22 protein-coding genes are annotated in these 26,916 nt (G+C 52.4%); 21 read left to right on the forward strand and 1 reads right to left on the reverse strand.

What is annotated here, in order from left to right:
- The 12 genes from LBJ36_05430 to LBJ36_05485 form a co-directional block, all read left to right on the forward strand.
- On the forward strand, positions 1 to 411 hold a 411-nt coding region (locus LBJ36_05430; GenBank protein MDR1378474.1), incomplete at its 5' end, for a hypothetical protein.
- Between the two features lie 93 nt (positions 412 to 504).
- Entirely contained in the window at positions 505 to 3,135 is a 2,631-nt protein-coding gene (gene xdh / locus LBJ36_05435) for a selenium-dependent xanthine dehydrogenase (GenBank protein MDR1378475.1), read from the forward strand.
- Between the two features lie 85 nt (positions 3,136 to 3,220).
- On the forward strand, positions 3,221 to 4,249 hold the full coding sequence (locus LBJ36_05440; protein MDR1378476.1) for an ornithine carbamoyltransferase: 1,029 nt from the start codon (positions 3,221 to 3,223) through the stop codon (positions 4,247 to 4,249).
- Positions 4,250 to 4,258: 9 nt separating this feature from the next.
- Positions 4,259 to 4,918: a nucleotidyltransferase family protein gene (locus tag LBJ36_05445; GenBank protein ID MDR1378477.1), complete on the forward strand. Its 660-nt coding sequence runs from the start codon at positions 4,259 to 4,261 to the stop codon at positions 4,916 to 4,918.
- Positions 4,919 to 4,978: 60 nt separating this feature from the next.
- Positions 4,979 to 6,154: a pyridoxal phosphate-dependent aminotransferase gene (locus tag LBJ36_05450; protein MDR1378478.1), complete on the forward strand. Its 1,176-nt coding sequence runs from the start codon at positions 4,979 to 4,981 to the stop codon at positions 6,152 to 6,154.
- Between the two features lie 53 nt (positions 6,155 to 6,207).
- The gene (locus LBJ36_05455) at positions 6,208 to 7,179 is read left to right on the forward strand and encodes a BMP family protein (GenBank protein MDR1378479.1); all 972 of its coding nucleotides are present in this window, start codon (positions 6,208 to 6,210) and stop codon (positions 7,177 to 7,179) included.
- Positions 7,180 to 7,254: 75 nt separating this feature from the next.
- The gene (locus LBJ36_05460) at positions 7,255 to 8,850 is read left to right on the forward strand and encodes an ABC transporter ATP-binding protein (protein MDR1378480.1); all 1,596 of its coding nucleotides are present in this window, start codon (positions 7,255 to 7,257) and stop codon (positions 8,848 to 8,850) included.
- Positions 8,847 to 9,944 (forward strand): ABC transporter permease, encoded by a 1,098-nt coding sequence (locus LBJ36_05465; protein MDR1378481.1) that lies wholly within the window; start codon positions 8,847 to 8,849, stop codon positions 9,942 to 9,944. The genes LBJ36_05460 and LBJ36_05465 overlap by 4 nt, the downstream gene beginning before the upstream one ends.
- Position 9,945: 1 nt before the next feature.
- Positions 9,946 to 10,875, forward strand: a complete 930-nt coding sequence (locus tag LBJ36_05470) for an ABC transporter permease (protein ID MDR1378482.1) — start codon at positions 9,946 to 9,948, stop codon at positions 10,873 to 10,875.
- 98 nt (positions 10,876 to 10,973) lie between these two features.
- The gene (locus LBJ36_05475; GenBank protein MDR1378483.1) at positions 10,974 to 11,255 is read left to right on the forward strand and encodes a hypothetical protein; all 282 of its coding nucleotides are present in this window, start codon (positions 10,974 to 10,976) and stop codon (positions 11,253 to 11,255) included.
- Positions 11,234 to 12,469, forward strand: a complete 1,236-nt coding sequence (locus tag LBJ36_05480) for a threonine synthase (protein MDR1378484.1) — start codon at positions 11,234 to 11,236, stop codon at positions 12,467 to 12,469. The genes LBJ36_05475 and LBJ36_05480 overlap by 22 nt, the downstream gene beginning before the upstream one ends.
- A gap of 71 nt (positions 12,470 to 12,540) precedes the next feature.
- Positions 12,541 to 14,022, forward strand: coding sequence for a pyridoxal-phosphate dependent enzyme (locus LBJ36_05485; GenBank protein ID MDR1378485.1), 1,482 nt, complete (start codon positions 12,541 to 12,543; stop codon positions 14,020 to 14,022).
- 100 nt (positions 14,023 to 14,122) lie between these two features.
- Here LBJ36_05485 and LBJ36_05490 read toward each other — a convergent pair whose 3' ends face one another.
- A complete protein-coding gene (locus LBJ36_05490; protein ID MDR1378486.1) occupies positions 14,123 to 15,961 on the reverse strand; it encodes a methyl-accepting chemotaxis protein in 1,839 nt (612 codons plus the stop codon).
- 747 nt (positions 15,962 to 16,708) lie between these two features.
- On the opposite strand from LBJ36_05490, the gene LBJ36_05495 reads away from it, so the two are divergent.
- From LBJ36_05495 to LBJ36_05535, 9 genes are all read left to right on the forward strand, one after another.
- On the forward strand, positions 16,709 to 16,834 hold the full coding sequence (locus LBJ36_05495) for a 4Fe-4S binding protein (protein ID MDR1378487.1): 126 nt from the start codon (positions 16,709 to 16,711) through the stop codon (positions 16,832 to 16,834).
- Between the two features lie 716 nt (positions 16,835 to 17,550).
- On the forward strand, positions 17,551 to 19,053 hold the full coding sequence (locus LBJ36_05500; GenBank protein ID MDR1378488.1) for an alkaline phosphatase: 1,503 nt from the start codon (positions 17,551 to 17,553) through the stop codon (positions 19,051 to 19,053).
- A 30-nt stretch (positions 19,054 to 19,083) separates the two neighbouring features.
- Positions 19,084 to 20,238: a YibE/F family protein gene (locus tag LBJ36_05505; protein ID MDR1378489.1), complete on the forward strand. Its 1,155-nt coding sequence runs from the start codon at positions 19,084 to 19,086 to the stop codon at positions 20,236 to 20,238.
- 394 nt (positions 20,239 to 20,632) lie between these two features.
- Positions 20,633 to 22,039, forward strand: a complete 1,407-nt coding sequence (locus LBJ36_05510; GenBank protein ID MDR1378490.1) for a TRAP transporter large permease subunit — start codon at positions 20,633 to 20,635, stop codon at positions 22,037 to 22,039.
- Positions 22,040 to 22,480: 441 nt separating this feature from the next.
- The gene (xylB, locus tag LBJ36_05515; protein MDR1378491.1) at positions 22,481 to 23,977 is read left to right on the forward strand and encodes a xylulokinase; all 1,497 of its coding nucleotides are present in this window, start codon (positions 22,481 to 22,483) and stop codon (positions 23,975 to 23,977) included.
- Between the two features lie 76 nt (positions 23,978 to 24,053).
- Entirely contained in the window at positions 24,054 to 24,905 is an 852-nt protein-coding gene (locus LBJ36_05520) for a transketolase (GenBank protein MDR1378492.1), read from the forward strand.
- Positions 24,902 to 25,837 (forward strand): transketolase family protein, encoded by a 936-nt coding sequence (locus LBJ36_05525; protein ID MDR1378493.1) that lies wholly within the window; start codon positions 24,902 to 24,904, stop codon positions 25,835 to 25,837. Before LBJ36_05520 ends, LBJ36_05525 begins: the two co-directional genes overlap by 4 nt.
- Before the next feature lie 5 nt (positions 25,838 to 25,842).
- A complete protein-coding gene (gene deoC / locus LBJ36_05530) occupies positions 25,843 to 26,532 on the forward strand; it encodes a deoxyribose-phosphate aldolase (GenBank protein MDR1378494.1) in 690 nt (229 codons plus the stop codon).
- 138 nt (positions 26,533 to 26,670) lie between these two features.
- Positions 26,671 to 26,916, forward strand: a 246-nt coding sequence (locus tag LBJ36_05535; GenBank protein ID MDR1378495.1) for a helix-turn-helix domain-containing protein, incomplete at its 3' end; no start/stop codon positions are given.

Genomic DNA, 26,916 nt, shown 5'->3' on the forward strand with positions numbered 1-26,916 from the left:
ATTCCCGTCGTTCGCGGAAAGGACGGAGCTCTCGAAGGGAAGGACGCCGTGATCGACAAGGACTTCGCGTCGAGCCTTCTGGCCTCTCAGGTCGACGCCGACCTTTTGGTGATTTCCACAGGGGTGCCGATGGTTTACCTCAACTATGGCAAGCCAAATCAGAAGGCCCTTGAAAAAGTGACGCTGCCCGAACTCAAGAAATATAAAGAAGAAGGACACTTCGCACCGGGCAGCATGTTGCCCAAAATTGAGGCCGTCATTCAATTTCTGGAAAAAGATGGCTTTCTGGAAAAAGACGGCTTTCTGGAAAAAGACGGATCGAAAGCCCGGAAGGCCATTATCACGAACCCGGAGTCCTTGGGCAAAGCAGTGGAGGGGACCAGCGGAACCCACGTACTCCCAGGGGCGTAGCCCCTGGACCCGTTAGCCTTCGGCGGTTTATTTGCGCGCTGTTTTTCGCTCACGTTGCTCGCTTACCTTACAGAATCGGAGGGGGGTTGATTTATGTCCAGTTCAAAAATCGCTTTTAATGTCAATGGCAGAGCCTGCCAGCTTGAAAAAGACGAAAATCTCCTGGCTTTCCTGCGGGACACTGCCCGCCTGACCGCCGCGAAAAACGGGTGTGGGGAGGGAGTGTGCGGCGCCTGTATGGTGCTGGTGGATGGAAAAGCGACGCGCGCCTGCCTTCTGACCGCAGCCAAGGTGACGGGCAAAAATATATTGACCGTGGAAGGATTGCCCGAACACGAAAAAAAGATTTTTTCCTGGGCTTTCGCCGAGGCCGGAGCGGTGCAGTGCGGCTTTTGCACCCCCGGCATGGTCATCAGCGCCCGGGATCTGTTGTATACCACTCTGACTCCTACGGAGGAGGAAATTCGCAACGCCCTCCGTGGAAACCTGTGCCGCTGCACGGGGTACATCAAGATCGTGGAGGCCGTCTCCTTGGTGGCTAAGGCGTTCCGAGAACGTTTTGTCCCGCCTGAGATAGAGAACCGTTCTTTTCAGGTGGGGGAGCGGATGCCGAGGGTGGACGCGGCGGAAAAGACGACCGGCGAAGGGCAGTTTGTAGACGATATGCTTCTCCCAGGCATGTTACACGGAGCGGCGTTGCGTTCTCCCACAGCGAGAGGTTTGGTCAAGTCCATCGACGTTTCGGAGGCGAAAAAGATGCCAGGTGTTGTGGTGATCCTGACGGCGGAGGACGTGCCGGGCCAGCGTTATCTGGGACATATTGCCCGCGACTGGCCCGTAATGATCGCCGTTGGTGAGGAGACGCGCTACATTGGAGACGCCGTTGCTCTCGTCGCCGCCGAGACTAAAGCGGAGGCCGTAGCCGCGACTAAAAAGATACTTCTCGACTACGAGGCGCTACCGCCCGTCTTGTCCGTCGAAGAAGCTGTAGCGCCCGATGCTCCCAAACTTCACCCCAACGGCAACGTGCTCAAGGTCAACACGAAAGTCAAACGGGGTGACGTGGATAAGGCTCTGGCGGAGTCCGCCTACGTTGTGAAAGAGACCTACTCGACCCCTTTCACGGAGCATGCTTTTCTGGAACCCGAATGCGCCTTGGCCGTGACCGAGGGGGACGAAGAAAACAGATCGGTAACCGTTTATGTAGGGGATCAGTCTGTTTATGACGACCTTCACTGCCTTATTGAGATGTTGGACGTGGGGGAAGACCGGGTACGGGTGGTGAGCGCTCTGGTAGGTGGAGGGTTCGGCGGCAAGGAGGACTTGTCGGTGCAGCACCACGCCGCGCTTTTAGCCTGGAAAACGGGGCGACCGGTCAAGATGCTGCTGACGCGACAGGAAAGCATCAACGTTCATCCCAAGCGCCATCCCATGTTTATGGACTACACGACGGGATGCGACGCCGAGGGGTATCTCACGGCCCAGCGCATCCGCATCCGCAGCGACACGGGGGCCTATGCCTCCCTGGGCGGCCCCGTGCTCCAGCGCGCCTGCACTCACGCCACCGGACCCTACAAGGTGCCCAATGTGGACGTCGAAGGACTCGGCGCCTACACGAACAACCCGCCGGCGGGGGCTTTTCGCGGCTTCGGCGTTACCCAGTCGGCCTTTGCTGTCGAGTGTCAGATGAACCTGCTGGCCGAGAAGACGGGGCTTTCTTACTGGGAGATCCGTTATCGTAACGCTGTGGAACCTGGCGACGTTTTGGGCAACGGCCAGATCGTGCCGCCCAACACCGCCATGAAAAAAACCCTACTGGCGGCCAAAGAGATCTATGAGTCCAGCCCCTACGCGGGTATCGCCTGCGGATTGAAAAACAGCGGCGTCGGCGTGGGAAACTCGGATATCGGGCGGGTGAGACTGGAGATACAAGACGGCAAGGCCATCATTTACACCAGCGCCGCCTGTATCGGTCAGGGGTTGGCGAGCACCATGATTCAGGCGATTTCTCACGTAACGGGACTTCCCATCGGTTTGATCGACTACGTCCGGCCCGACACTCGCACGACGCCGAACTCGGGAACCACCACAGCGTCCCGTCAGACGGTCTTCACAGGAGAGGCCACGCGCCTCTGCGCGCTGGATCTGAAAGCCGACTTGGACCAGGCCGAGGGCAAGACGTTCGAGGAAAAAATGCGCTCTTTGGAAGGAAAGAGCTATTACAACGAATACAGTTTCGTCAGTGATCCCATGGGGTCAGATAAGCCCAACCCTGTGAGCCATGTGGGGTATGGTTACGCTACCCATGTCGTGCTCCTGGATGAACAGGGCAAGGTCGTCAAGTTTTACGCCTGCCATGACGTTGGACAAGCCATCAACCCCAATTCGGTGGAGGGACAGATCGATGGGGGCATCGCGATGGGCCTGGGGTACGCCTTGACGGAGGATATGAAACTGGAAAACGGGGTGCCCAAGGCGAAGTTCGGATCTCTGGGGTTATGGCGCGCCAACCAGATGCCGCAGGTTGAGCGGGTGATCCTCGACACAGAGGGTCTTGAACCTCAAGCCCTTGATCTCATGTTCGGGGCCAAAGGAATGGGAGAGATCGTGCTGGTGCCCCCCGCCCCGGCCATAGCCCTTGCCTATCAGCGCTTTGACGGAGTCTTTCGCGACAAACTGCCACTGGAAAACACCCCCTACAGGAAGAGTCCGGTTAAAAAATGAATAGAAAATCGGTTTGGGATTCAGCGCAATATGTGGTATAGCGCGATATTATATTGTTATTATAATTATTTTGGGAGGAAAATCAATGCAGACGTTATTTAGAGGAAAACATTTCATTACGCTTCGAGACTGGACGCAAAGCGAGGTCGAGACGCTTTTGGAAGTGGCCGAGGACTTGAAGCGAGATTTTGCTATGGGAAAAGTCAACGATAGCCTGAAAAACCAGACGATCTTTTTGATGTTTTTCGAGCAATCGACCCGGACCCGGAACTCTATGGAGGCCGGTATCACCCAGTTGGGCGGTCACGCCCACTTTCTCGACACCAGCACGATGCAGGTCAGCCACGGGGAAACCGCGAAGGACACCGCGATTATTTTAGGCCGCATGGGTCACGCTATTGCCTGCCGTTACTGCAACTGGGGCTACGGCAACAAGTATATCAAGGAGATGGCGCAGTGGTCCCCCGTGCCCATCATGAATCTTCAGTGCGACCTCTATCACCCCATGCAGGCCATCGCGGACCTGATGACGATCAAAGAGCGCTTCGGCCTCACAAAAAACACGAAAAACACGAAAAAACTGAAGGTCTCGATCATTTGGGCTTACGCCGAAAGCCACAAGAAACCGATTTCCGTGCCCTTGTCCCAGATACTTTTCTTCCCACGCTTTGGTATGGACGTAGTCTTGGCCCATCCCAAGGGCTGGGAATTACCCGACTGGGTTATCGCCGAGGCGCAGGCCAACGCCGAGAAGTTCGGTGGCAGCGTCACGGTCACCGACGACGAAGCCTACGCCTACAAAGACGCCCATATTGTCATCCCGAAGAACTGGGGCAACTGGGTGACGGACCAGACGGGATTGGCCGCATCGGGAGCGGTGAAGGTGGTAGACGATAAACTGATGGCGCACAAGTCCTGGAAATGCACAGAGGAAAAAATCGCTACAGCCGACAAAGACGTGGTCTATATGCACGCTCTGCCCGCCGACCGCAACAACGAGGTGGAGGACTCCGTTATTGATGGTCCTCACTCCATCGTGTACGACGAGGCGGAGAACCGCCTGCATACCGCTAAGGCCGTTATGGCATTGAGCATGAGCGGCAGAGGAAAATAGGTTTTTTCAGTGCAAGCTTTGGCGCAGGCATCGGTACAGGCTATCGTTCTGGCGGCGGGCCGCTCGACGCGCATGGGGCGTCAGAAGCTCCTGTTGCCCTTCGAGGGAAAACCTCTTCTCCAATGGACAGTGGAGGCCATATTGGAGTGTGAGTTCGAGAAAACCTTCGTTGTCGTTTCCCAGGAAACGAAAAAACTTCTGCCCGCGGTTCTATTTTCAATGAAGAGAGTGGAGAGAGTGGAGAGAGTGGAAAAAATGGTGTACGTCGTCAACCCCGACCCCGACAGGGGGAAGGACAGCTCTTTTTACTGTGGCCTTGAGGCTTTGGAGGGGCAGCCTGCTTTCGCGATTTTTCTGGGGGACAAACCCATGATCACCACAGAGCAGATTCAGGATCTTCAACGCCGTTTTAAAGCCACTACTCAAAGCGCCCTCATTCCTCGAAAGGATGGAGCACCGGGACACCCCGCGTTTTACGCGCCCTTGTGGCGTCAACGGTTTTTGCGTTCCAACATGGGGGCGCGGGAAACATTGTTCCGGCACTCCCATGAGGTTCAGTGGACGGAGGGTTACGAAAGCTGTTTCTTCGACGTGGACACTGAGGAGGACTATCGACAGTTGCTCAGGAGCGGAGAGGAGGAAAAAATTCCTGAATGGAGGAATCGATAATTGGATTTTTTATTTATCTATATTGACTTAATTTACTTACCCTAAGGGAGGGACTGTAAAGTGCAAAACCGTATCGCTGAGAGAATGAATTTGCTTCACACAGAGTCCGCTTTTAGTATCATGGCCAGAGCCAACGCCTTGGAAGCTCAGGGCAAAAGTGTCGTCCACCTGGAGATCGGACAGCCGGATTTTAAAACGCCGCAAAACATCATTGACGCCGCCTGTAAGGCATTGAACGAGGGCAAGACCGGCTATACCCCCACCTCCGGTATCATCCCTTTGCGCGAGACCATCGCTAAACATTGTCGCGAGTACAAAAAAGTAGACGCGGAGATGGAAAATGTGGTGGTGGTACCGGGAGGTAAACCGATCATGTTCTACACCATGCTGATGCTCACTCAGCCTGGCGACGAGGTGATCTACCCCAATCCAGGATTCCCCATTTACGAGTCCGTCATCAAGTTTTCCGGAGCCAAGCCTGTGCCCATGCCTCTCCTGGATAAAAACGAGTTCCGCGTGGACCTGGAACAGTTGAAGCGCGACATCAACGACAAGACGAAGCTGATCATCGTCAACAACCCCGGCAACCCCACCGGCGGAGTTTTCTCCAAAGAGGACATTCTGGCCATCGCCGACTTGACCCGGGACAAGGGGATTTACATCTTATCCGACGAAATTTATGACAAGATCGTCTTCGAGGGACAACCCCTTTCTATCGCGTCCCTGCCGGGGATGAAGGATCAGACTATCATTCTGGATGGGTTTTCCAAAACCTACGCCATGACTGGATGGAGGTTGGGTTACGGGGTGATGAACAAGGAACTGGCCGGACACATGACCATGCTGATGGCCAACTCCAACTCCTGCGCCGCCTCCATGACTCAGTGGGCAGCCATCGAAGCTCTTGAGGGTCCTCAGGCGGATGTGGACAAGATGGTCGCCGCCTTTAAAGAAAGACGGGATTATCTGATTGAGGCGTTGAACGCCATCAACGGTATTCACTGCGTGATGCCCCAGGGCGCTTTTTACGCCTTCCCCAACATTTCCTCCTTCGGTCTGACTTCCGCCCAGTTCGCGGATCGTCTGCTGGAGGAAGGCGGAGTGGCGGCGGCTGGAGGCGCGGCTTTCGGAAGTTTCGGCGAGGGCTTTATCCGCCTCTCTTACGCCAACTCGCTGGAAAACCTGAAAATCGCCGTAAGCCGCATCGCCGATTTCACGCAAAAGCTGAAAAAGTGAAGAAGTGAAAAAGTAAAAAAGGCAACACAACCAAAATATAGGGAGGGTTCCAAATGCCGGTAAATAAATGGAAGAAGTTCGCTCTAGCTCTATTGTTGGTTTGTCTATCGGTCACGGGGGCGTGGAGCGCACCGTTGAAGATCGCTTTCGTTATTCCCAGTACCCGGGATGATATGGCCTGGAGTCAGGCTATGTACGAGGGCATCATCACCGTCCAGAAAAAACTGGGCGAGTCCAACCTAGAGCTGTCCATCAGCGAACGCCTCGGCAACCCGGTGGACGCGGCGGCGGCCATCCGCCAGTATGCCTCTCAGGGCTACGACCTCATCATCGCTCACGGCACCCAGTACCAGAGTCTTTTGAACGACATTGCCCCCGACTTCCCCCAAGTGTCCTTCGCCTACGGCACTGGCTACGCCGCGAACCATCCCAATATTTTCGCCTATGATCCTCACGCTCAGGAGGGCGCTTATTTGGGAGGAATGATCGCTGGCCTTATGACGAAAAGTGGTGTCATCGGTTTGGTTGGTCCGGTTGAGGCGGGAGACGCCATCAAGTATAACAAGGGCTTCGAGCTGGGCGTCAAGGCCGTCAACGAAAAAGCCGTGGTCCGTGCCGCCTATACAGGATCCTTCAACGACTTAGTGGGAGCTGGAGACATCGCGAGAGCCGCCATCCAGGGTGGCGCGGATTTCCTCAGCGGTTCTTCTCAACAGAGTGTGGGGGCCGTGAAAGCCGCGGCCGAGCATAAGGGGGTCTATTGGATCGCCACCGACCTCAATATGAAAAATATGGCGCCCGATACCGTTTTTGCCGCTCAAGTGTATAAGTTCGAGGCCGTTGTGGAAGAGATGCTCAATTCCCGCGCGAATGGCGTGCTGGGTGGCAAGGCTATTTCCCTTTCCCTGAGCAATGGTTACGTGGCTATGGAGATCAATCAACCGCTTCCGGCGGATGTGATGGAAAAAATCGAAAAAGCCAAAGCGGACATCATCAGCGGCGCTTTGAAAATTGAGGTCAACTGATATAGAACGCTTCTCCAATGCTTCATGGGGCATTCCGACGCCTCATGAAGCATTCTGAAAAAGGAGCTGGAAACAATGGCAGAGCAAATAGAACTTCTCGAGATGAAGGGAATCACCAAAAGTTTTCCTGGTGTTATAGCTTGTGATTCCGTGGATCTTGAGCTTCGTTCGGGTGAAGTTTTAGCCCTGCTGGGCGAGAATGGAGCCGGAAAAAGCTCTTTAATGAACATTCTTTACGGTTTGTATAAACAGGATAAAGGACAGATCTTGGTCAATGGCCGGGAAGTCGTCTTAGACAGTCCCTTGCAGGCGTTCAAAATAGGGATCGGAATGGTGCATCAGCATTTTATGCTGGTCCCCAACTTGACCGTGGTGGAGAACGTTGCGCTGGGCATGTGTCATGAGCACGCCTTCGCCTTGGACCTAAACGGAGTGCGCCGCAGCATTTTGGAGGTCTCGCGCACTTACGGTTTGGCTGTCCATCCCGATGCCCTGGTTTGGCAGCTCTCGGTGGGAGAGCAGCAGCGTGTGGAGCTGGTGAAGGTGCTGACCCTGGGAGCCAATCTTTTGATCATGGACGAGCCCACCGCGGCACTGACCCCTCAGGAGACCGACGAACTGCTGGACCTTTTGCGCGACATGGCGAAGCGGGGATGCTCCGTCATCTTCATTAGTCACAAACTGAACGAGGTACGGAAGGTCAGCGACCGGGTCATGGTACTGCGCGGAGGCAAGAGGGTTTACGCGGGACCGACTCGAGAATTGTCCGACGCAGAATTGGCCGAACGCATGGCAGGGAGAGAACTGGGGCAGCCTTTAACCCGTCAAACCCAGTCATTAGGCGATTCAGTAGCTTTGAGCGTGGTGAATATTCACGCGAACAATGATCGCGGACTGAAAGCGTTGAACGGGGTTTCTTTTGATGTGCGCAAGGGAGAAATTTTCGGACTGGCCGGGGTCTCTGGAAACGGTCAAAGAGAGCTGGCAGAGGTCTTGAATGGTCTTCGCAAGGTTGAAGAGGGCAATATTTTCATTGAGAGCGACGACATCACCAACCACGCGCCCCTTCGGCTCATTGAGGAAGGCCTGGGATACATTCCCGAAAATCGTATGCACGAGGGGACCATTGCCACGTTTTCGGTTCGGGAAAACTTGATTCTGAAAGACTACGACACGGAGAAAATCTCGAAGCGCGGGTTTTTGAGCAAGAAAAAAACAACGAGCTTCGCCTCTCGCCTCATCTCCGCATTCAAAATCAAGACACCGGACATGGAGACGAACTGCGCCTCTCTTTCCGGCGGCAACATCCAGAAGGTCATTTTGGCACGAGAGATCACCCGAGATCCCAAGGTTTTGGTGGCTGTTTACCCCATTCGAGGCTTGGACCTGGGAGCGGCGGAAAACGTGCACGAGCGCTTGTTGAACATCAGCGCGATCGGGGCCGCCGTGCTATTGATCTCTGAGGAGCTGGATGAACTTTTGGCTTTGTGCGACCGGATCGCCGTCATTTACGAGGGACGCATTATGAAGGTGTTGGACGCGCGCAAAACCAATAAGCAGGAATTGGGGCTCCTCATGGCGGGTGTCGATGATGACGCCGGCGTGCTGGAGAAAGGGGCGGGAGTCGCGTCCGAAAAGGATTCCCCTGAACTTGCAGAGGTCTCGTCATGAAAAAATCTTACGTGATCTATAATATTTTTGTTGTGTTGATAGCGTTGCTGATCGCTCTTTTGGTGGGTGCGGTTTTATTCGCCGTCGCCGGGGGCAACCCAATAATGGCTTACAAGGTCATGCTCACGGAGCCCTTGCGAGGAGTTTTCGGAATTACCGAAATGTTGGTTCGCGCCGCTCCTCTCATGTTGGTGGGGGTGGGAGTTGCTGTGTCCTTCCGTAGCGGCATCCTGAACATTGGCGGAGAGGGTCAGATTCTGATGGGCGCGGTGTCGGGAGCATTTGTGGGTTTGTCGCTACCGGGATTGCCAAAATTCTTGCTGATTCCGTTAATTTTCGTGGCGGCTTTCGCGGGTGGAGCCCTGTGGGGCGGTATAGCAGGTTGGCTGCGGGCCTACTTGGGAGTTAACGAAATTCTGAGCACCGTCATGTTGAACTATATCGCGATCCAGCTTTACACGTATTTGCTGCGAGCGCCCCTGATCGACCCTCAAGAGCTGGCCTACGGAACGGGTATTCCGCAAACCGCGCAGTTGACGCGCAACGCCTGGCTGGAGCGACTGATACCGGGGATGCGGTTGCACACGGGATTGATTTACGCCATCCTCATCGCTATCTTTATTTATCTGCTTCTGTGGAAGACCACCTTAGGTTATAGAATGCGCGCCTGCGGCGCGGAGCCTTTGGCCGCGCGATACGCGGGTATGAAGGTTGAGCGTTACTTGGTCTTGGCTATGGTTATGGCGGGGGGACTCGCCGGGCTCGCCGGCGCGGTGGAGCTTTGTGGCGTCCATCGCCGGGCGCTGGAATCCCTGTCCGCGGGGTATGGATTCAGCGGTATCGTTGTGGCGCTCTTTGGAGGGTTGCACCCCTTGGGAATCATCCCGGCGTCGGCGCTCTTTGGGCTCCTCATCGTAGGGGCGGACATGATGCAGCGGGCCGTCACCATTCCAGCCCACATCATCTTAGCGATACAGGGACTCATCATTTTGACCGTCGTATCGAGCGCTCTTTTCCTTACCCATCGGGGAATAAGAGAGAAGATTTTGGGCTACTTCGTTAGGCAGCCCGCCCCAAAAAGCGAGGTGAGTTGACATGGAATGGTCGGAGTTGATTCCAGGACTTGTTGCCGCGGCAGTCCCTATGGCCGTGCCTCTGTTATTAGTGGGATTAGGCGAGATGTTCGATCAGCGAGCCGGAATGTTCAATCTGGGAGCCGAAGGCATCATGATGATGGGGGCGTTCGTCGCCTTCTTCATCGACCTTAAGCTGCAAATGCCCTGGGTAGGACTCTTAGCCGCCCTGGTGGTGGGGGGTATCTTTGGCCTTTTGATGGGCTTGGTTTGCGCGACATTCCGTTCCAAGCAGGGAATCGCGGGAATAGGGATCTACATGCTGGGATGGGGCCTTTCAGGAACTCTTTTCCGCGTCTACGTGGGGGGGCCGATGCCGATCCATGGTATTCCTGCGTTGAACCTTTCCTTCTTGCAGGGCATCCCCTATATAGGACACGTACTGGCTACCCTGAACCCGATGGATTACGTGACTTTCTTTTTGATTCCCCTATCGGGTTGGCTACTTTTTAAAACAGCATGGGGGCTCAAGGTGCGCGCTGTGGGAACGACGCCCCGTGCCGCGGATACTTTGGGTATCGACGTGATCCGAATCCGCTATCAATGTATCATTCTGGCCGGAGCGATGGCGGGACTCGCCGGCGCTTATCTCTCGGTCTGCCAGGCCAAGATATTCGCCGACAACATCACGGCGGGGCGAGGATTCATTGCCGTGGCCTTGGTATATTTCGGGCGCTGGTCTCCTTGGGGCGTGGCCGCCGGCGCGGCGATTTTCAGCCTGGCTGCGGCGGCTCAGAGACTGATTCAGTTCTATGGGTTCAAGTTCCCCTACGAGCTGGCCTTGATTATCCCTTATGTTCTTGTCATCGTGGTGCTCGCCTGCTCGCGCAATCGCAACCGAGTGGAACCCGCCGCGCTAGGGAAACCCTACTTCAGAGAATATCGAGGGTAGCCAGGGGCCTAGCCCCTAGACCTATAATTGGGGGTATTGCCCTTATAAAGGCGTTGCCCCCCTGTAAAAATGAACGGTAATCAATTCAGTTTTTAGCTATGCTAACTTTAGGCTTTTTATTTAATTCAGATTTTTTAGCTATGCTAGCTTTAGGCCTTTTATTTAATGCAGATTTTTTAGCTATGCTAACTTTAGGCCTTTTATTTAATGCAGATTTTTTAGCTATGCTAACTTTAGGCTTTTTATTTAATTCAGATTTTTTAGCTATGCTAACTTTAGGCCTTTTATTTAATGCAGATTTTTTAGCTATGCTAACTTTAGGCCTTTTATTTAATTCAGAAAGGAGTGATGTCAGCCTATGCCTAAACCCTCAGTTTTGAGGTGCGTGCTCTGCGAAAAGGAGTTCGAGCCGGACAACGCGCCCTACACCTGTGACGTTTGCGGATTGGATGGGACGTTGGACGTTCTCTACGATTACCCGGCGACCCGAAAAGTTCTTTCGCGGGATACGCTCAAGGAAGATCGCCTTATGTCCCTGTGGCGGTACGAAGCGGTGTTGCCCGTGATCGAAAAAGACTCGGTCCCTAGCCTGAACGTAGGTTGGACACCTCTTTACCGTTGCGACCGTTTGGCCGCGACCTACGGAGTGAAGGAAGTCCACGTCAAGGACGACGGACGCAACCCCACAGGTTCTCTGAAGGACAGGGCCAGCGCCGTGGGCGTCGCCAAGGCTCTAGATTTCAAGCAACCGATAGTGGCTTGCGCTTCCACCGGCAACGCCGCCAGCTCTTTGTCGGGATTTTCCGCCGTGGCGGGTCTGAAGGCCTTCATCTTCGTTCCAGAGCAAGCTCCCGCGGCGAAGATCACTCAGCTTCTGGTCTATGGGGCTACGGTGGTGCTGGTCAAGGGAGACTACGCGGACGCCTTTAACCTGGCGACCGCTGCCATCAACAAGTACGGATGGTACAACCGCAATTGCGCGATCAACCCTTACTTGATCGAGGGTAAAAAAACCTGCGCCATGGAAATCGCCGAGCAGTTGAACTGGGATATCCCTGACCGGGTATTCATTGCCGTCGGCGACGGGTGCTGTATCGGAGGACTCTACAAGGGCTTCAGCGACCTAAAAGAGCTAGGGCTGGTCGAGCGGCTGCCCAAAATCGTTGGTATCCAGGCCGAAGGAGCCAAACCCATTTACGACGCCTTCAAGAATGGCGCGGCGAAGGTGACTTTTTCCAAGGCCGACACTTTGGCCGATAGCATTTCAGTGGGGTCTCCCCGCAATTGGGCGAAAGCCCTTCGAGCCGTCCGCAACACCTCAGGCGATATGATCACGGTTACGGACGAGGAAATTCTGAGCGCTATGCCGGAACTGGCCCGAAGCGCGGGGGTTTTCGGCGAACCCGCGGGGGTGACGGCTTTCGCTGGATTTCGCAAAGCGGCTCAGGCTGGACTTCTGGGTAGAGATGAACGGGTCGCGATCATCGTCACAGGTAATGGCTTGAAGGATATCGCTAATGCCCAAAAGTCCGTAGGAAGCCCCATTGTCGCCGAACCCGACCTGGCCGACTTGGAACGCAAAATCCACGCTTGAAGTTTTGAAATTTTAAAACGCGGGTGTTTTTTTATTGTTATTCTTTTTATCATACTTTGGAGGGTTCGCGCATGATTGATCTGACGATGAACGAAGAAAATCTGAAACATTCGGTGGAACTGGCGAAAAAACGCAACGTGCTGATTCCCACCTTCAGGCAAATGAAAAACCCCGACGCTCACACCCCGGCGAAGATCAAAGAAAAATTGAAACAAACGGGATTGTGGGATGTGGACCCGGCGAATTTATTCCGCATCACATGGAAGAATCAGCCCCAGAAGTCGGGAGGGCTTTACGGTGGGGTCAACGCCTTTGAGGTTCCTCATGAGATTACAGGAGTACGAGCGCGCATTTTCGCCCTTTGCGGCAAATGGTTTCCCACGGGAGCCCACAAGGTTGGAGCCAGCTTCGGCTGCCTGGTGCCGCGTTTGGTGACGGGGCAGTTCGATCCGACACGTCACAAGGCCGTGTGGCCGTCCACGGGTAACTATTGCCGTGGTGGTGCCTACAACGCGCAGCTTTTGGGCTGTGAGTCCGTGGCGATCCTTCCTGAGGGGATGAGCAAGGAGCGTTTCGAATGGCTGGCCACCGTGGCGGGAGAGATCATCGCCACGCCTGGTACGGAGAGCAACGTCAAGGAAATCTATGATAAGGTGGCGGAGATTCGGGCTACTCGTTCCGAGGCCATGATCTTCAACCAGTTCGAGGAAATGGGCAACCACCTGTGGCACTACACGATTACGGGCAGCGCTATGGAGGAGCTTTTCAACAGCGTGAAGGGACCGAAGGATCGTTTCGCGGGCGCTGTGGTCACCTCCGGCTCCGCAGGGACCACGGCCGCGGGAGATTATCTGAAAGAGGTTTTTCCCCATTCGAAGTTCGGGGTAGGGGAGGCCCTTCAGTGTCCAACCCTGATCTGGAACGGCTTTGGGGATCATCGCATCGAGGGGATCGGCGACAAACACGTGCCCTGGGTTCATAACGTCAAGAACACCGACTTGGTCTTCGCCATTGACGACAGCATTTGCATGGCGATGATCCGGTTCTGCAACGAGCCGGCGGGGAGAGCCTACCTGAAGAGCATCGGCGTGAAGGACGAGGACCTGGATAAGCTGCCCTTGATGGGAATTTCCGGGGCGGCCAACGTGGCGATGGCGGTCAAAATGGCGAAATACTACGAGCTCACCGAAAACGACGTCATCGTGACGGTGTTCACGGATTCTATGGAAATGTACGGCTCCCGCCTGGCGGAGATGAACGAGGCACAGAGGGTCCATGGCCAGGGTGCCTACACGGAGACGCAAGCGGCGGTGGACCACGGCCGCTATGTCCTGGGCATGGGCATCGATGGAATGCAGGAGCTTTCGTACTACGACCGCAAGCGCATCCACAACCTGAAGTACTACACGTGGGTGGAACAGCAGGGCAAGACTTCCGAAGAGTTGAACGCCCAGTGGTATGACCGCGACTATTGGGTGAATATCCACAAGATGGCTGACGCCATTGACGCCAAAATCGACGCTTTCAACCGCATGACGGGTTTGGACGCTTGAAATCGAATTGTATTTGAATCAGCCGAAAGAGAGCGCGTAACTAGGAGTCTGTCGGAATATTTTTTCCCGACAGACTCCTAGTATTTTGGATCGGTTATTGCTACTTTGGAAAGCGAGATCCTTTACGATTTAGCGAACTTACTGATTTTTCCCTTGCGGGAAGCGCCTTCACCGCTTTTTTCTGGTCTACGTCATCGGAAGCTTCCGTTTTGAAAAATTCCATGAGCGCATTCATCTCGTCCGCCAGACGGGTCAATTCCTCCGAACCAAGGGCTATGCGCTCCGCGGAAGAGGCGACATCCGCGATGCCGATCTGGACCTTCCCGCCAGCCTCTGCGGTGGATTGTACCTTTGTGGAGATGTCCTGCACAGCCGAGGCGATCTCTTCGCTGGATGCCGCCTGTTCCTCCGAAACCGCTGCCAGATCCTGGGTCGCGGCGGAAATCTCCTTCAAATACTTCAACATGGACTCTATGATCTGTTCCGTCTCCTTGGAGAGGTCCTTCGCGCCATCGGATTCTTTAGCATTCTCCAGGGACATATGGACCACCGTGTCCAGGTCTCCAGTTATAGTAGAAGCTAACTCCGCGATACTCTTCGCGGCCACGTTGCTCTCCTCCGCGAGTTTGCGGACCTCTTCCGCCACAACGGCGAATCCACGCCCCGCTTCTCCCGCCCGCGCGGCCTCGATAGCCGCGTTGAGCGCCAAGAGGTTTGTCTGGTCCGCTATGCCGCCTATCTGAGAAACAAAATCTTGTATCTGACGAGTTCTTTTGCCCAGTTCCTGGACAGACTTTGCCGTCGCCGAGGCGTTTTGGGCTACCATCTCTATCCCCTCGGCGGCGCGACGAACCGAGGACATTCCATTGTCACCAGCCTGCATCGCGTTGTCGACTCTGCCCGCGATGGCCGTTCCCTTCTCCGCAGTGGTCTGCGCTCCTGTAGCGACCTCCTCGACAGAAGCATTGACTTCCTCTCCCCTAGAGGCCAGGAGATTGAGATTGGCGCTCATTTCTTCCACACCAGCGCGAAATTCCTCGACGGTTGCGTTTGTTTCCTCCGCAAGGGAAGAAAATTCCTGAGCCGTGCTGGTGATGTCGTTACTTGCTTCCTGGACGGACCCGATAATGCGGCTTAAATTATCCGCCATATTTTGCAGCCCGCGCCCCATGACGGCGAGTTCGTCTTTACCGACTGTGGGAAATTTATGGGTGAGATTTCCTTCGGCGAAGTGATTGACACTGTCCTGAATTTTTTTGATGGGACCGGTTATAGCGCGGGAAATGTAGAGACCCATGCAAAGCCCGACGGCCGTCGCCACAATCGAGGCGATAATCACTGCTATGGTTCCTCTTGCGCCCTCTTTATTGGCGGCAACATTCTTTTGTTCACAGCTATCGATGAGAATGTCAACGATCTTTTCGATGATAGCGATATATTCCTCCTCGGCTAAAGCGATGTCACCGTTATTTACCAAACGCGAAAGAAAATTCTCCGGCATTTCCGTCAGAGGAAGTTTTCCCGCGACCAAAGCTTCGTTTTGCTTTAGTGTGAGCTGGGAGCCTGCACGCTGCAAATTATCGAGTAATTTTTTCTCCTCCGGAGATGTCTTCGTGCCGCTGTGTCGTTCTATGAGATCGGCGATCTCTTTTCTGTTCTCCACGACGAGTTTTTCGTAACCCTCAGACTGTTCCCTGTCGTTTATGACTGCCATGTTCAAGATCAAGCGCCTATTCTGGATAGCCATGGATTTTATCTCGCCCATGGAAATGGCCGGACGGACGTAGTCGATGAACATGGAATTCATGGTGCCGATAATTTTCTTGTTTGTTGAATACCCCGTAAAAGCTACGACTAACAAAAGAAAAATCATAGTAAAAACAAGTATCAGAGCTTTTGTAGCTGTTCTGAAATTTTTAAACCATTGCACAACCAACATCTCCATTCATAATCGAGATTCTTTACTTCATAAAAATTGATATTCCATACTTCATTATTTTAATTTAAAATTAATCAGAAGTCTAGGTGATATTTTCGATGCAATGGATTCGCTATTAAGCTGATTTCTCTTGAATACTGCAAAAACAATTAAAAATACTGTAAAAACAATTAAATAATTATAATATTTTACGGAAAACCGCGCTGTTTTTGACTAGGAAAGCCTGCCTCGGGCGCAAACAACTCGGGGTCAGAAAAAAAGACGCTCAAAGCCGCTTTCTTGATAACCCCGCTCCTCACATTTCACCTAATTGCTTGGTCGATTAAAAAAGCCTCCGCTTTTTCCGGTTCTTTGAGTAAAGCGCCCTCATATTCACTCACCTAAACCTTTATCGTCTATGAACTCGGCCAATCGCGACTATCAAAAGGTGTACTTTTTGACAGTCACCCTATCACTGGCTAGCAACAGCAAAATAGCTAAATTTTTCCTAAGTATTATATCATAATTATTCCAAAATTTTGAGTCTAAATTTCAATTCTGGGATTTTATCAAAAAGTACACTTTTTGACAGTCGCAGTTAGTGGATTTGCATGCTGATGTGTATGTTATCTCGGCAAGAGGAGGTCTTGATTAATTTGCATTTTTTGCATTTGATATACCCCCACGACTAAAGTAAATCCTATGCGGAGGGAATTATGCACCGGTTGCTGTGCTTGCGCAGCTCGTTGTCCACGCCAATGTATTGCTATGTGCACGGATGAAGAGGGTTTTCTGTATTCTGTAACAAACGAGAAAAAGTGTGTGAAGTGCGGTGTTTGCGAATCTCACTGTCCTGTATTCAATAAATCCTCAATATATAAATCCTCAATATAAATCCTCAATCCTCAATCTCAATATTGATAGATCCACATCGATAGATCCACGCAACTAGGAATGCCTGCCTCGGACGCAAACAGTTCGGGGCAGGAAAAAAGATGCTCAAATCCGCTCTCAATCAGGATGTATTCAGGATATATTATTGGAAGATTCTTTTTACTCAAAAGTAAATGCTGTTGCCCTGGACCCAGATGGATATTCTCTCGACTTTCGTCCCATCATAGAGTAAAATCATTTTATAATGTCGTCTCTAAAAACACTGTGAAGGTTATACATAGTATCTGAATAGGCTATAATATTAATATTCAATCTGACTGAATAAATTTAAGTGTTATAATGTGTTATGGTGAATGGTAAAATGTTATGCGGTGTATCAAGCGGCGTAGGTAACAGAGCTACGCGTTTCGACAACAAGGAGGTGGGCTGGTGAAGGCGAAATTTGCGATTGATTTTGGAGTCTAGTAGATGGTTCATACGCGTTCCAATAGCCGCTGACGTTGAAGCCGAAAACCGAGGCCGTGTAGTGGTTATTGACTGGGGCATCCGAGCGTTTGGGGAAATACTATGCGAAACATATCTACTCGTTATAAGCAGGTATGAATGCACTGAAAGGATCGGTGTCGAATATGAACAAAATCTGTAAGAAACTGCGCTTTATCTCATTCTCGTTCTTATTCTCGTTAGTGCTGGTTCTGTTATTGGCAGAAACAGGGATGGCGGACAATCGAGCCAAGTATATTTTCGTGTTCATTGGAGACGGGACGTCGATTCCTCAAAGAAACGCGGCGGAGCTTTATCTTGCGAGTCAAAGCAATCCAAAAGATCTGGGATTGGCCGTTTTACGCGCCGAAAACAAATTTCCCCAAGGCAACGGTGTCGCGGATTTCAAACCTTCGATCCAGCGCATGTTGATGAGCACCTTTCCCGGTCAGGGATTTTCCAGCACGTATTCCGCCAATTCCTTGATCACGGACTCCTCGTCCTCTGGGACGGCCATCGCCACAGGGCACAAAACCCGGGACGGAGTCGTGGGAATGGACCCGACAGCAACAGAAAAATACGTCTCTATGGCAAAAATAGCGAAAGACAAAGGGATGAAAGTTGGCATCATTTCCACAGTTTCTATTGAACACGCGACGCCGGCGTCCTTTTACGCCTGTTCACCTCATCGCGATTTTTACTATGAGATCGCGCTGCAAATTCCAGAGAGCGGGTTCGACTTCTTCGGTGGCGGCGGTTTCAAACAACCCCAAGGCGCTAAAAACGATCAAAAGCATATCTTTGAGATCTTGAAAGAAGCCAATTACACGGTTTACGACACCAGAGAAGGCTTCGACAAAATCAAAGCCGGCGACGATAAAATTCTCACTATCAATCCTGTGCTGGATAACGATGCCGCTCTCCCTTACGCGCTTGACCAGGCGGAAGGGGAAATCACCTTTGCGGAGTTTGTCGCGAAAGGGATCGAGGTTCTCGACAATCCCAACGGCTTTTTTATGATGGCCGAATGCGGCAAAGTCGACTGGGCATGTCACGCCAACGACGCGGTATCCACGGTCCTGGATGTCCTCACCCTCGATGAGGCCGTAAAAGTTGCCTACAAGTTTTACGAAAAACATCCGGATGAAACATTGATCGTAGTAACGGGCGACCATGAGACGGGCGGAATGACCGTGGGATTCGCGGGAACCCGTTACGACTCGTTTTTGACAAAGCTCCAGGCTCAAAAGGGCTCTTATCTCGCCTTCAACGCGGAGATAGCCGCTTTCAGGAGCGCGAACCCCAGCGCCAAATTGGAGGATGCTCTGCCTTTGGTAGAGAGCTTTTTTGGCCTGAAACGTTACTCCCAAGAAGAAATGGAGAAGCTGGACGAGCGTGCCAAGGCAGGGGATACTGAAGCCTACGAAATTTTGGGCATGGCCCTCAAGGACTACGAAATAGCGGATCTGGAAAAGGCGTTCGCTATGAGTATGCAAGCCCCTCAAGAACGTCCGACAAACGACGACGTCTACTATCTTTCCTACGGAAGCTATGAGCCTTTCACCGTGACGCTGACGCACATCCTGAACCACAAGGCCGGCATCGGCTGGACAACTTACTCGCATACGGGTCTGCCCACACCCGTCTCCGTCATTGGAGTAGGGCATGAGCAGTTCAACGGCTACTATGACAACACGGATATTTTTAAAAAAGTTATCGCGATTGGACAGTTTTGAAAATTAAATTGGACAGTTTTGAAAATTAAAATGAAACGATTTTCTTTTCTTCTTTTCCACTTTTTCCACGGCGCCCATAAGAAGGACATCGCCTTTTCGGGCGTCGTTTTTCTTATCTGCGTGGCGTTGTATTTCATCCCTACAGGGTTTGAAGATCGCTTACCTAAGGAGACAGAACAACTTGAAGGGGAAATCATCGCCGTCGATAATTCTCAGATGGAGCAGCACGGTCTGGTTCTTTCGGGCTCGCAGGGCGTCGAGGTAAAACTGCTCGATGGGAAATGGAAGGGCCAAATTATCCGTACCGGCAATCACTTTCTGGGAAAGATGGAACTCGACAGGGTTTTTGAACCGGGAGACCACGCCTTGGTGAGCGTCACGTCCAACGGCGACGCTATTACGTGGGGACATACTGGGGACTATTACCGTTTACGGATGGAGCTTATCCTGCTGGCTATTTTTTCGATTTTTTTGCTTCTTTACGGAGGTTTTTTCGGATTTCAGGCTATACTTTCTTTTTTCTTCACGGGGTTGGTTCTGTGGAAATTGACGATTCCTTCCATGTTGAAGGGCATAGATCCGGTTTTGCTGAGCTTTGTCATCGTATGCATTTTATCCGCTGTTATTCTGTTTTTGGTCGCGGGGCTGAACCGAAAGGGAATTATCGCTTTCATGGGCGCGGCTACTGGTTTGGGGGTCACCGCGCTCATGACTCTTTATTGCACTCGTCCGTTCCAGATCAGTGGAGCGGTTCGTCCTTTTTCGGAGACCTTGTTGTACTCGGGGTTTACTCACCTCAACCTCACCCGCATTTTCATCGCCGGCGTTGTTCTCTCCGCTTCTGGGGCAGTCATGGATCTTGCTATGGACATCTCGGCGGCAATGAGCGAAATTGTCCACCATAATCCAAACATCTCTCGTAAGGAGCTGTTTTTCTCCGGGAACGCCATCGGGCGATCCGTCATCGGCACGATGACGACAACGCTTCTTCTCGCCTATAGCGGCGGATACCTAGCCATGCTCATGCTTTTCATGGGACAAGGAATACCCGAAGCCAACATCCTCAACATGAACTATGTGGCGGCGGAAATTCTACACACACTCGTCGGCAGCTTCGGCCTCGTTCTTGTGGCGCCTATCACGACCATTATGGGAACCTTGCTTTACCTTCCTCGTCGGCGATAATTTACGCGAGTCGTCAAGTGCATGGCGCCGCCATGGGAGGAGGCGGATTTTTTAGTTTACCTTACACTCCCACGACTTGCGTCGTGGGAGTGTGTTAATATATCTTACTATGTGAGGTTATATATTTTTTCATATACTTTTTGTCACGCTTTTGAGTTTTATAATCCACTGAGTTTTTATTTAACTCACTATACCAATAAATCAATTTCATTTTATAATAGCATCGAACATGGGTGTCGTGGCGATGTTGGTATTTGGTATGCTGTTTTCCAGTCTAGTAGCGATCAGACGGCAAAAACTGTCATGAGGATACGCGAGGTGAGAGGTGAGAGGATGACAGAACGTTTTTTTGAATGACATCGGAATCACACACAGAACAAAAGGAGGAAAGGTTATGTCTGGTGAAACAGTAACAAAAAAAAGAGGTTTCGACCTTAACCCGTTTTTTATATTGTTTTTGGTCATCATTGCGGTGTACGTGGCGTCGTTTATCGTGGAGCCTGGAGCCTACGAACGTCAGCTCGTCAATGGCCGTACCTTGGTTATTCCAGGAAGCTATCATCCCGTCGACAAGGCGGCGGTTTCCTGGCTCGACGTTTTTCGCTCCCTACCCAATGGCTTGATCGGGTCGTCGTCCATCGTTTTCTTGATCCTGATTATCGGAGGGGCCATTGAGATTTTCAATAAAACGGGCACCATCTCGGCGGGTGTCGGCAAATTGGTGAGCTATTCAAAAGAACACGAGGGTAGCAGCCTGATCATGCTCGGGGTGTTGTACGCGTTTTTCGCCGTTTTGGGCGGTTTTTTGGGTTTTGCCGAGAACGCCATTCCCTTCGTGCCCCTGGTGGTTCCTCTTGTACTAGCCTTGGGCTACGACGCCATGACCGCCGTAGGCGTGGTCTTTTTGGGATGCCTGGTCGGATTCGCTGTGGGACCCACTAACGTGTATACGGTTGGAGTCGCTCACGGGGTGGCGGAGCTGCCGATGTTTTCAGGGTTCGAGTTCCGCTTTGTCGCCTACGTGGTCTTCTGCTTGGCGGGCATGCTTCACCTGTTGCTATACGCCAGAAGGGTGCATAAGGATCCGTCTCGTTCGTACATGGCGGGTATCGACGACTCGGATCTGCGGGTCAATTACACGGGAGAAGGGACGCAAAAACTCGAAGGTGCTCATATCTGTTCCTTGATTGTTCTTTTGGCGTCATTTGTGGTTACCATATTTGGAATGCGCCAATGGAACTGGGGTATTAATGATATGAGCGCGGTTTTTTTCGTGGCAGGGATCCTTGCGGGGATTTTGGGTCGCGTGCCGATAGACGATTTCGTTTCAACGTTTTTGACTGGGGCCAAAGGTGCGATGGGCGGCGCGATGGTGGTGGGCGTAGCCCGAGGTATTCAATGGATGCTCGATAAAACCGCTCTGCTTGACCCCACCATCAACACGCTTGCCGTTTACCTCGAAGGGCTTTCTCCTTTCGGGTCCGCGGTGGCGGTTTTTGTCGTGATCCTTTTCATGGACGGAATTATTTCCTCCGGCAGCGGCAAAGCAATGGCGGTGATGCCCATCATTATCCCTTTGTGCGACATGGTGGGGGTTACGCGTCAGACAGCCACTCTGGCTTACCAGTTTGGTGACGGTATCGCAAACATGGGTTGGTTCACCTTTGGTACCCTCTATATCTTCCTGTCCTATGGGAAAATCCCCTTGGGGAAATGGTATCGGTTTTTCTGGCCTTTGATGGTGGTGATGTTCATCCTATCCATCATTTTCCTGTACATCGCCGTCCAGATCGGCTATTGAAAAACAGAAATAGGAATATCGACGCGCCCAAAACACCCCAGTAAGGGGCAAGCAGTAAAAACAAGGGCGATCTACGCAATACAGATCGTCCTTTTGGATTTTCCTGGAACATCCTCTGTATAATCTCTATCAAGAAATGGAGTCCCATGTCACGGAAAGTTTTCTGATGCGATTTGCCTGGAAACCCATCGTGAAAAAGCGCGATAAAATAGGGATTCGGTTGATTTATAGCCATTGGCAAATCATCAAACAGCTCACAGAAAAGCTCGTTGACAGGAAAATGATTCGATGATAGATTGATGATAGATTAAAGAAAATAAATCATTTTCGTTCAAAAAATCATGGTTATATCTATATCTATATCTATATCTATATCTATATCTATATCTATATCTAGACGCTTCTCAAGTTCGATACATTATGGGAGCAGATGTTGAGACAATGTCCTGTTTGATGGGAATAGACGTGGGAACTCAGAGTGTACGCGCCATGATCATCGCGGCAGAGGGCAAAGTGGCCGCGATAGAGGGGGAGCCCTACAATATATTGATACCCAGGCCGGGTTTCGCGGAACAAGACCCCGATGTATGGTACGTCAAAACCGTCGATGTCATCCGGCGGGCTTTGCGCTCGTTGGGGCATACCCCGGAAGAAATCGCCGCTATTGGCTTTTCCGGCCAGATGCACGGCCTTGTGTGCGTCGACGAGAAAGGGCGCCCGCTCCGCGATGCTATTCTTTGGCTTGACCAAAGAGCGAGAGAGGCCATCTCTCGAATATACGATCTGTGCGGGAGCGACTTTGTGGCGCGACAGATACAGAATAGGATTTCCGCGGGCTTCCTGATCGGTTCTCTATATTGGTTGTCTTTGCACGAAACTCAACTGTACCGTCGTATTCATAAAGTCATGACGCCAAAGGATTACGTCAGATATAAGCTGACGGGTCGCGTCGCCACCGACTATTCTGACGCGGCAGGCACAGCGGCGTTCGACAACCTGAAACTGAAGTGGGCCAAACCCTTGATCGAAAAATTGGACCTGAACTTCGACCTGTTCCCCGAATGTCTCCCGTCGTCACAAATCGTGGGGCGCGTTACCCATGAGGCAGCGCTTCAGACGGGGTTATCGGAAAAAATATTGGTTGTCTGCGGCGGAGCCGACCAGTGTATGCAAAGCATCGGAAATGGAATCGTTGAAGAGGGAATTTTTGCCTGCAATATCGGAACAGCGGGGCAAGTTTCCACCTGTAGCGGAAAGCCTGTCTACGATAGGGAACTTCGCACAAATACGTTCTCTCATGTTCTGCCGGGACGATGGAACGTGATGGGAGCCTGCTTGGCTAGCGGGGTCTCACTTAAGTGGTTTGTAAAATCCATTCTTGGCGCGGAAAGTTTCTCCGCGTCCGACGACGAAGTGCAAAGAATCAGGCCTGGCAGCGATGGTCTGATTTTTTTACCGTATTTGGCCGGCGAACGCACTCCACACCTGGATGCCGCCGCCAGGGGGATGTTTTGCGGCCTGACGCTGGGACACGGGAAATATCATATGACCCGCGCCGTTATGGAAGGAGTCTGTTATTCTCTCAAGGACTGCATGGGTCTTCTGACCGGAATGGGGATGCGCTGCCAGCGCGTTATCGCATCGGGCGGAGGGGCGAACAGCGCGCTTTGGCTGCAAATGCAGGCGGATATTTTGGAACAAGCGATCTATAAAAGCAACGTCTCGGAACAGGCCTGTCTCGGCGCTGCCATCACCGCCGGAGTGGGCGGCGGCGTCTACGCCGATTTCCACGAAGCGTGTGAGCGGCTTGTGAGCTTCGATGATAAAGTATATTACCCGATTCCAGAAAACATCAAAATTTACAATGAATATTACAGGATTTTTCGCGATCTCTATGCGCGCAACAAAGAAAGTTTTCATGAATTAAGTCGTTTGTAGTGAATCAAATGTAGTGAATCAAAAAAAGCCTAAAGAGAGAATAGCTAAAAACAGGATAAGGTTGGAATAAGACATTATGGAAAAATCTACTGATCTGGTTTTGCGGAAAACGGCAAACGCGATACGGAAAAACGTACTACGCGGGGTGTTCAACGCCCAGTCGGGGCACATAGGAGGATCTTTTTCAGTCGCCGATGTCCTGGCGTATCTTTACTTTCGCGAATTGCGCATTGATCCCCAAAACCCCCAAGATCCAACGCGGGATCGTTTAGTGCTCTCCAAAGGCCATTGCGCTCCGGCGCTTTATTCCGCTCTGGCGTTGCGCGGGTTTTTTGATATCGGAGAAATGGAGCGCTATCGCCAAATGGGCAGTATGTTGCAGGGACATCCCGACAAAAACAAGGTCCCAGGAATCGACATGTCCTCCGGTTCTCTGGGTCAGGGTATCTCCGCCGCCGTTGGGATCGCGCTCAACGCGAAAATCGACAAAAGCGACTACAGGGTCTACGCTGTACTGGGAGACGGAGAACTCGAAGAAGGCCAAGTCTGGGAAAGCGCCATGTTTGCGGCCCGCTATAAACTGGACAATCTAACCGCGATCATCGACAATAACGGGCTTCAGATCGACGAAAAGGTCGAGGACGTGATGTCCGGTCATCCCATTGCGGACAGGTTCAAGGCTTTTGGATGGGTGGTTTTCGAGACGGACGGACATGATTTTGCCAGCCTGGAGAAAGTTTTCGAGGACTGTCGAAAGGCCGAAGGCATTCCTCACGCGGTCGTCGCGCACACCGTAAAGGGTCGCGGGGTGTCGTTTATGGAGAACAATCTGGAATGGCACGGTTCTCCGCCGAACGCTGAGCAGTACGAACTCGCCATGAGAGAGCTAGACGCTCTCCAGGCTACCCTGGAGGCGAACGGAATATGAAAAATATAGCGACGAGGCAGGCATACGGCGAAGCGCTCCGCGAGTTCGGAGCGGATCCGAAAATTATCGTGCTTGACGCGGATCTTTCAAAATCCACCAAAACAGACCTGTTCCATAAGGCATACCCCGATCGTTTTTTCGGCTGTGGAATTGCAGAAGCCAACATGGTGGGAGTGGCGGCTGGCCTGGCCTCCTGCGGTAAAACGGTTTTTGTCAGCTCCTTCGCTATGTTCGCCGCGTGCAGGCCCTTTGAGCAGATACGCAACTCGGTCTGTTATCCGCGCCTCAACGTCAAGATAGGCGCGACTCACGCGGGAATCTCCGTTGGGCAGGACGGCGCCACACACCAGAGCTTGGAAGACATTGCTGTCATGAGGACGCTGCCCGAAATGACGGTCATCAACCCGACGGACGCCGTGGAGACTCGTTGGGCGGTCAAAGCCGCCATCGATCATGATGGGCCGGTCTATCTCCGCCTCGGCAGAGACGCGGTTCCGGTGATCAACGACGCCGAAGACTATGTTTTTCAACTGGGCAAGGGCGTGGAGCTGGCACCGGGGAACGACATCACAATCATCGGTACAGGAGGGATGCTCTTCAGGGCACTGGAGGCACGGAGCATTCTGGAGCGCGAAAACATCTATTGCAGAGTCGTGAATATCCACACCATCAAGCCAATTGACGAGGATATGATCTTCAGAGCCGCCAGGGAAACGAGAGGCATTGTGACGGCGGAGGAACACACGGTGATAGGCGGACTAGGTAGCGCGGTGAGTGAAGTCGTCGCAAAATCCTGTCCCGTGCCGATGGAATTTATCGGGATGCCGGACTGTTTTGGGGTATCCGGAAAATCGGAGGAGCTTTTCACCCATTTCGGCATGACGGCGCGGGATATCGCAGACGCGGCACGCCGGCTCGTGAAGAGGGGATAAAAAGAATGGTAAAAAAAGTGGAGCTGACTCAAAAACAACTAGCGAAGATGATAGATCACACGCTGCTCAAAGCGACCGCCACGCCGGCGCAAATCGAAGCGGTCTGTCAGGAAGCCCTAGCCATCGGGGCGGCGTCCGTTTGTATCAATCCGGTCAACGTTCGCCAGGCCGCCGAAATCCTGAAAGGAAGCGACGTGAAAGTATGCACGGTCATCGGTTTCCCTTTAGGAGCGAACACCTCGGCGACAAAAGCCTTCGAGACGAGCGACGCCATTGCGGCTGGAGCTCAGGAGATCGATATGGTGATTGATATCGGAGCCCTCAAGGCCGGAATCGAGGGAGACGTCCGCGAGGACATCAAGGCGGTGGTTAAGGCCGCGGATGGTGTTCCGGTAAAGGTGATCTTGGAGACGTGCTACCTGACGGACGAAGAAAAAATCGTGGTGTGCCGGGTAGCCGCCGAGGCTGGGGCGAGCTTTGTAAAGACCTCGACGGGATTCGGCACGGGGGGCGCTACCCCTGACGACGTTGCCCTAATGAGAGCGAACATTCCACCACACATGAAGGTTAAGGCATCTGGGGGAATGCGTTCGTGGCAGGACGCGCTTCCCAATATCGAAGCCGGGGCTGACAGACTCGGTGTCTCCGCCAGCATCGCGATATTGGAGGGTGTGAACAGTACGATAGAAATATAATTAATGTTAATATAGTAATTATGAATAGATTGTTAAGCATAGGTGAAGCATTTGAAACATTAAGGGTTTCAATCACAATGCTACGGCGTTGGGAAAAAATCGGGCGAATCAAAACAGAACATATAGTAGGCGGCCATCATGTTGATAGCGCATAGGATAGTCCTCAATCCGAATAACAAGCAAGCAACATATTTTGCCCGTGCGGCAGGTTGCGCCCGGTTTGCGTACAATTGGGCGTTGGCTGAATGGAAGCGGCAGTACGAGGCGTGGAAAGCCGACTCTGCAAACCTAAAACCTAACCAGATGGCACTACGGCGCAAACTGAACAGTATCAAACGAACAGACTTTCCATGGATGCTGGAGGTCACCAAGTGCGCTCCGCAG

The sequence above is a fragment of the Synergistaceae bacterium genome, from assembly GCA_031267575.1.
Taxonomy (GTDB): Bacteria; Synergistota; Synergistia; order Synergistales; family Aminobacteriaceae; genus JAIRYN01.